At 68.4% G+C, this 5772-nt stretch carries 6 protein-coding genes, 1 tRNA gene and 2 pseudogenes; 1 reads left to right on the plus strand and 8 read right to left on the minus strand.

Annotated features, from left to right (window positions below):
* The 8 genes and pseudogenes from ABW137_RS04255 to ABW137_RS04290 form a co-directional block, all read right to left on the minus strand.
* Nucleotides 1-150, minus strand: a pseudogene (locus ABW137_RS04255) (aminoacyl-tRNA hydrolase); the annotation flags it as partial.
* 17 nt (nt 151-167) lie between these two features.
* A complete protein-coding gene (locus tag ABW137_RS04260) occupies nt 168-833 on the minus strand; it encodes a 50S ribosomal protein L25/general stress protein Ctc (protein ID WP_526397215.1) in 666 nt (221 codons plus the stop codon).
* Nucleotides 834-1047: 214 nt separating this feature from the next.
* A complete protein-coding gene (locus ABW137_RS04265; protein ID WP_526397223.1) occupies nt 1048-1689 on the minus strand; it encodes an LpqN/LpqT family lipoprotein in 642 nt (213 codons plus the stop codon).
* A 14-nt stretch (nt 1690-1703) separates the two neighbouring features.
* Entirely contained in the window at nt 1704-2366 is a 663-nt protein-coding gene (locus ABW137_RS04270) for an LpqN/LpqT family lipoprotein (protein WP_526397217.1), read from the minus strand.
* Nucleotides 2367-2389: 23 nt separating this feature from the next.
* Nucleotides 2390-2497: pseudogene (locus tag ABW137_RS04275) on the minus strand (arsenate reductase (glutaredoxin)); the annotation flags it as partial.
* Complete coding sequence (locus tag ABW137_RS04280) at nt 2497-3477, minus strand: ribose-phosphate diphosphokinase (protein ID WP_526397219.1); 981 nt, start codon at nt 3475-3477, stop codon at nt 2497-2499. The pseudogene ABW137_RS04275 and the gene ABW137_RS04280, both read right to left, overlap by 1 nt.
* Nucleotides 3478-3568: 91 nt before the next feature.
* Nucleotides 3569-5038 carry a bifunctional UDP-N-acetylglucosamine diphosphorylase/glucosamine-1-phosphate N-acetyltransferase GlmU gene (gene glmU, locus ABW137_RS04285; protein WP_526397221.1) on the minus strand — a complete coding sequence of 490 codons (1470 nt, stop codon included), beginning with the start codon at nt 5036-5038 and terminating at the stop codon, nt 3569-3571.
* A gap of 157 nt (nt 5039-5195) precedes the next feature.
* A tRNA-Gln gene (locus ABW137_RS04290) sits at nt 5196-5267 on the minus strand.
* Nucleotides 5268-5386: 119 nt separating this feature from the next.
* Between ABW137_RS04290 and ABW137_RS04295 the strand changes: the two genes are divergently transcribed.
* A partial coding sequence (locus tag ABW137_RS04295; protein ID WP_526397224.1) for a TetR/AcrR family transcriptional regulator occupies nt 5387-5772 on the plus strand: 386 nt, incomplete at its 3' end.

A 5772-nucleotide genomic window follows, 5' to 3' on the forward strand; every position in this document is an offset into this window, starting at 1 on the left:
CACCTCGGCTCCGGACTTCTTGTGCACCTTGAATCCCGCGCCGAGACGATCGGCGAGAACGTCGGCGACGAAGAAGCCCAGATTGTGCCGGGTGGTGGCGTACCGCGGTCCGGGGTTGCCGAGGCCGACCACCAGCAGGGGTTCGGCCACTTCCAGTTACCGCGCGACTACTCGGACTCGGAGTCCGCAGCCTCGCCCTCGGCCTCCTCGGACGCCACGGCCGCCGGCTCGTCGGTGGCCTCGCCCGCACCCTCGGCCTCGAGGTCGTCGGCCGTCGGAGCGGGGATGACGTTGACCACGAGCAGGTCGGGGTCGGAGATCAGCGTGACGCCCTCGGGCAGCGGGATCTGCGATGCGAGGAACTGCGTGCCCGCGCGGATGCCCTCGACCGACAGCGTGAGGCTCTCGGGGATGGACATGGCGTCGGACTCGATCTCGATGGTGTTGGACTCCTGGTTCACCAGGGTGTCCGGGCCCGCGTCGCCTTCGACGACGACGTTGATCTCGACGGTCACGCGCTCGCCGCGGCGGACGATGATCAGGTCGACGTGCTGGATGTTGCGGCGGATCGGGTGGATCTCGATGGCCTTGGGCAGCGCGAGCGCTTCCTTGCCGTCGATGTCGAGGGTCAGCACGGCGTTCGTGCCGAAGTTGCGGAGCACGGCGGCGAATTCGCGGGCAGGCAGCGTCAGGTGTTGGGGATCGGCGCCGTGGCCGTACAGCACGGCGGGCACCTTGCCGTCGCGACGGGCCTGACGCGACGCGCCCTTGCCGGTCTTGGTACGGACCTCAGCGGTCAGATTGTTCGAGGCGTGGGCCGCTGTCTTGGCCATGTGATGTGCTCCTGTGCCGGTCTGTGGTGGCGCGGCGAGGGAGACAGGAAGCAGCTGGGCTGCGAAATGTGGTTCCCGCCGATAACGGTGGCCCAGTCGGTCCACCCTCGCCGTGATCGTCAGCAAGATTAACGCACGTCCGCATTCATCACGAAATCACGGCGCAAACGCTGCCGCCTGCCGTCGCGTGCCCCTGCAGGCCGACGGCGACGGCCTACTTCGCCTTGACGGTGAAGCCCTTGATGACCGCCTCGATGTCGGGCCCTTCCTCCTGAGCCTTGTCGGCGAACGTCGTCACCGTCAGCTGGACGAGGTACTTCTGCCCTGGCAGGCCGGCTCGCGCAGGCGTTCCGGTCGCGATGACCACCCGGTTGTAGCTTTGCATCCGTTGCCCGTTGAGGTCGTAGGTGCCCTCGATCATCGCCGACGGGAAGCCGCGGAAGTTCTCGTTCGAGGAGTTGAGCTCCTTGAAGTTCTCCGAGAGCAGGGCGTCGCCGTCGGCGTGCTTCAACGCTTCTGCGGGGTCGAAGTTCCCGTCCAGCTGGAACACCAGGAGCATCGCCGTCGGGTAGGTGGCGCCCTTGGCGATCGTCCGCGTGCCCGGCGAGAGGTTGGCGTTGAAGTACGGCTTCCACCCGGGCGGCTCGGGAACCGACACCTCCAGGTCGGTCAGTTTGTCGGGGGCGACGGGCGCCCCGGTGACGTTGACCTGCTCGAAGTAGGTGGAGATCGAGATGGGCTTCTCGGCGGAGCTCGTGGTGGTCGTCGTCGTGGGCGTCGTCCAGATCGACCGGTAATCAGGCGCCGACGGTCCGCACCCGGTGAGTCCGATCGTCAGGGCGGCGCAGGCGGCCATGGGTAACGCGGCCTTCACGTCGCCGTCACGGTGAAGCCGGAGACGATGCTGGTGAGCTGGGGAGACTTGTCGATCGGCTGGTCGACGAGCGTCGTCACGGCGAGCTGAACCAGGTACCGCTGACCGCTCGATGGCACGTCGGCCAGCACGATCCGGCTGTAGTGCTGCACGTTGCCGACGACGCCCTGCGCGACCGCCGACGGGAAACCCCGATAGTCGGCGTAGGACTCGACGACGCCGGTGGCGTTCGGCGGCAACGCGTCGGTGTTGGCGTGCAGGACGGCGTCCTTCGGGTCGAACTGGCCGTCCAGCTTGATGGCCATCACCGTCACCGAGGGGTAGGTCCCCTTGACGTCGATCGGCTGCACGAAGTCGACCCCCGTCGCGAACATGGGGTCCGCGGTGCGGGCCCAACCGTCCGGGGTGGGCACCGTGACGGTGAGGCCGGGAGCCTGGTCGAAGCGGACGGGACTCCCGGTGACGTTGATCGACGCGAGGTAGTCCCGGAACGGCACCGGCTGGCCGGCTGGTGGCGGGGCGGGCGTCATCGGCGCCACCGCGCTGGTCGCGGCGGCGGACGACGAGGTCGGTGTCGCGACGGTTCCGGACCCGCCTGCGGCGCATCCGGCGACCAGTAGCGGCGCCGCCAATGCGCATACGAGCCGGGCTGAGGTCACAGAATCTCGCGGACGCTGTCGAGGACCACCTCGGGCTCGACACCGCTCTCGCGGAGCAGGTCCAAGGTCTTGCGCGACGTCGAGCACCGGGGGTTGAGATAGATCACGCTCTGGGCTGCCGCCACTGCCATCAGGCGTCCCCGTCGAACAGTCCCGTCACCGAGCCGTTCTCGAACACGGCGCGGATCGTGCTGGCCAGCAGCGGGGCGATCGACAGCACGGTCAGCTGAGGGAAGTGCTTCTCCTCGCCGATGGGCAGCGTGTTGGTGACCACGACCTCGCGGGCGCCGCACTCGGCGAGTCGGTCGCGGGCCGGGTCCGACAGCACACCGTGCGTGGCGGCGATGACGACGTCGGCCGCACCGTCGGCCTTGAGCAGTTTCACCGCTCCGGCGATGGTGCCGCCGGTGTCGATCATGTCGTCGGTCAGGATGCAGGTCTTGCCCTTGACGTCGCCGACGACGCGGTTGGACTTGACCTGGTTGGGCACCAGCGGATCACGGGTCTTGTGGATGAACGCGAGTGGAACGCCACCCAATGAGTCGGCCCACTTCTCGGCGACGCGGACGCGGCCGGAGTCGGGGGAGACGACCACCATGTCGTGGTCGGCGTAGTTGTCCCGGATGTAGCCGCACAGCAATGCCTGGCCGCGCATGTGGTCGACGGGGCCGTCGAAGAAGCCCTGGATCTGATCGGTGTGCAGGTCGACCGACACGATCCGGTCGGCACCCGCGGTCTTGTAGAGATCGGCGACGAGGCGGGCCGAGATCGGCTCGCGGCCACGGTGCTTCTTGTCCTGCCTGGCGTACGGATAGAACGGCAGGATCGCCGTGATCCGCTTGGCACTGCCGCGCTTGAGCGCGTCGATCATCAGCAACTGTTCCATCAGCCACTTGTTGAGCGGCGCGGGATGGGACTGCAGCACGAAGGCGTCACAGCCGCGCACCGACTCGTCGAAGCGCACGAAGATCTCGCCGTTGGCGAAGTCGCGGGCCGTCTGCGCGGTGACGCTGACGTCCAGCTCCTTGGCGACCTGCTCGGCGAGCTCGGGATGCGCGCGGCCCGAGAACAGCATCAGGTTCTTGCGATTGTCGGTCCAGTCCGTGGCCACTTCGAGCTGCCTTTGCCGTCGGGGATCGATACGGGGTTGATCGTACGTAGCGTTTCTGGGACCGCGTGGCCGGGTTACCGGAATGCCAACGTCAGGCGTCCGATTGACGGTCGGTCTCGGAACCGGCGGCGTCGCTGCCCGCAGCCTCGGCGGCGGCGCTGCCCGGCCTCTTGCGGGCCACCCAGCCCTCGATGTTGCGCTGCGGGCCGGCCGATACGGCCAGCGCGCCGGGCGGCACGTCCTCGCGGACGACGGTGCCCGCACCGGTGTAGGCGCCGTCGCCGACGGTGACCGGGGCGACGAACATGGTGTCCGATCCGGTGCGGACGTGGGAGCCAATCGTGGTGCGGCGCTTGGTTTCCCCGTCGTAGTTGACGAACACGCTGGAGGCGCCGATGTTGCTGTTCTCGCCGATGTCGGCGTCCCCGACGTAGGTGAGGTGCGGCACCTTGGTCCCTGCGCCGATGTTCGCGTTCTTGGTCTCGACGAACGTGCCGATCTTGCCTTCGGCGCCGAGCTCGGTGCCGGGCCGCAGGTAGGCGAACGGTCCGACGACGGCGCCGTCGCCGATGCTCGACGACGAACCCTGGGTCCGGATGACCGTGGCCCGGTCCCCGACGACGACGCCCGTCAGGGTGGTGTCGGGCCCGATCTGGCAGTGCGCGCCGATGCGGGTCGTGCCCAGCAGTTGGGTTCCAGGATGCACGACGGTGTCGCGTCCGATGGTCACGTCGACGTCGATCCAGGTGGTCGCCGGGTCGACGACCGTCACGCCGCTGCGCTGCGCGGCGGCCACGATCCGGCGGTTCAGTTCCCGGTGCAGGTCGGCCAGCTGGACGCGGTCGTTGACGCCCGCGACGAGGGCGCTGTCGTCGACGTGTTGCGCGCGGACGCGCTGGTGGTCGCGACGCAGGATCTCGATGGCGTCGGTCAGGTAGAGCTCGCTTTGGGCGTTGTCGCTGCTGAGCTGGGTCAGCGCCCACCGCAGCGCACCGGCGTCGAACGCGTACACGGCGGCGTTGACCTCCCGGATGGCGCGCTGCGACGGCGACGCGTCGGCCTGCTCGACGATGCTGGTGACCTCGCCGTCCTGGGTGCGCAGGATGCGGCCGTAGCCCGTGGGGTCGGGCAGCGTGGTGGTCAGCAGCGTCGCCGCGGCGGACTCCGCGCCGTGCGCGGCGATCAGGCCGGCGAGCGTGTCGGCGTCGAGCAGCGGGACGTCGCTCGCCGTCACCATCACCGTGCCGGAGAAGTCGGCAGGTATGGCCGCGAGCCCACAACCGACGGCGTGGCCGGTGCCGAGCTGTTGATCCTGCACGGCGACGTCGATGGTGATGCCCAGTTCGTCGGCCAGGCTGCCGACCGCGGCCGATACCCGATCGCGGTCCTTGCCAACCACGACGACCAGATGCCGCGGGGACACCTTGGCGATGGCGTGCAGGGTGTGCGAGAGCATGCTGCGGCCTGCCAGCGTGTGCAGCATCTTGGGAATGTCGGACTTCATGCGGGTGCCTGCCCCCGCGGCCAGGACGATGACCGCGGTGGCGTCTCTTGTCGTCATCGATTCCTCACTTCCGCGCGAGCGTGCGCGTCGTGCCGGGTTGGAGCGGCGTGCCGCGGTGCGGGTCACGCATGCTCGGCGTACGGAACGTGCCCCGTGCTGAATGGTCGCTCGGCAAGCCTAGGCCGTCTGCTCGTTCGGCAAGCCTCACTCACTGCTCCGTCGCCAGGACTCGAACCTGAACTATCTGAACCAAAATCAGAGGTGCTGCCGATTACACCACGACGGACTGCGGGAGTGACTTTAGTCTGACGGCTGGCAGGAGCGCATCGACCCGGGAGGGTGGCACTGCCCTACGCTGACAGTGTGGCAGCGCCCGAGAAGGAAGTGCGAGCACCCCGTGCGCGCATGACCGGCACCGAACGGCGCCAGCAGCTCGTCGAGATCGCCAAGTCCTTGTTCGCGGAGCGCGGCTACGACGCCACGTCGATCGAGGAGATCGCGCAGCGGGCCAGCGTGTCCAAGCCCGTCGTCTACGAGCACTTCGGCGGCAAGGAAGGCCTGTACGCCGTCGTGGTCGACCGCGAGATGTCGGCGCTGCTGGATGGCATCACCTCGTCGCTGACCAACAACAGGTCGCGGGTGCGGGTCGAACGGGTGGCCCTGGCGCTGCTGACCTACGTCGATGAACGCACCGATGGATTCCGCATCTTGATTCGCGACTCCCCGGCCGCCATCACGTCGGGCGGCACCTACTCAACGCTTCTCAACGAGGCCGTCAACCAGGTGTCGTC

This window comes from Mycobacterium sp. (assembly GCF_040509115.1).
Lineage (GTDB): Bacteria > Actinomycetota > Actinomycetes > Mycobacteriales > Mycobacteriaceae > Mycobacterium.

What these genes read in the sequence shown, in the direction of transcription:
- ABW137_RS04265 (WP_526397223.1), bottom strand. Translation starts at nt 1,689, where the DNA reads ATGGCCGCCTGCGCCGCCCTGACGATCGGACTCACCGGGTGCGGACCG.
- ABW137_RS04260 (WP_526397215.1), bottom strand. Translation starts at nt 833, where the DNA reads ATGGCCAAGACAGCGGCCCACGCCTCGAACAATCTGACCGCTGAGGTC.
- glmU (WP_526397221.1), bottom strand. Translation starts at nt 5,038, where the DNA reads ATGACGACAAGAGACGCCACCGCGGTCATCGTCCTGGCCGCGGGGGCA.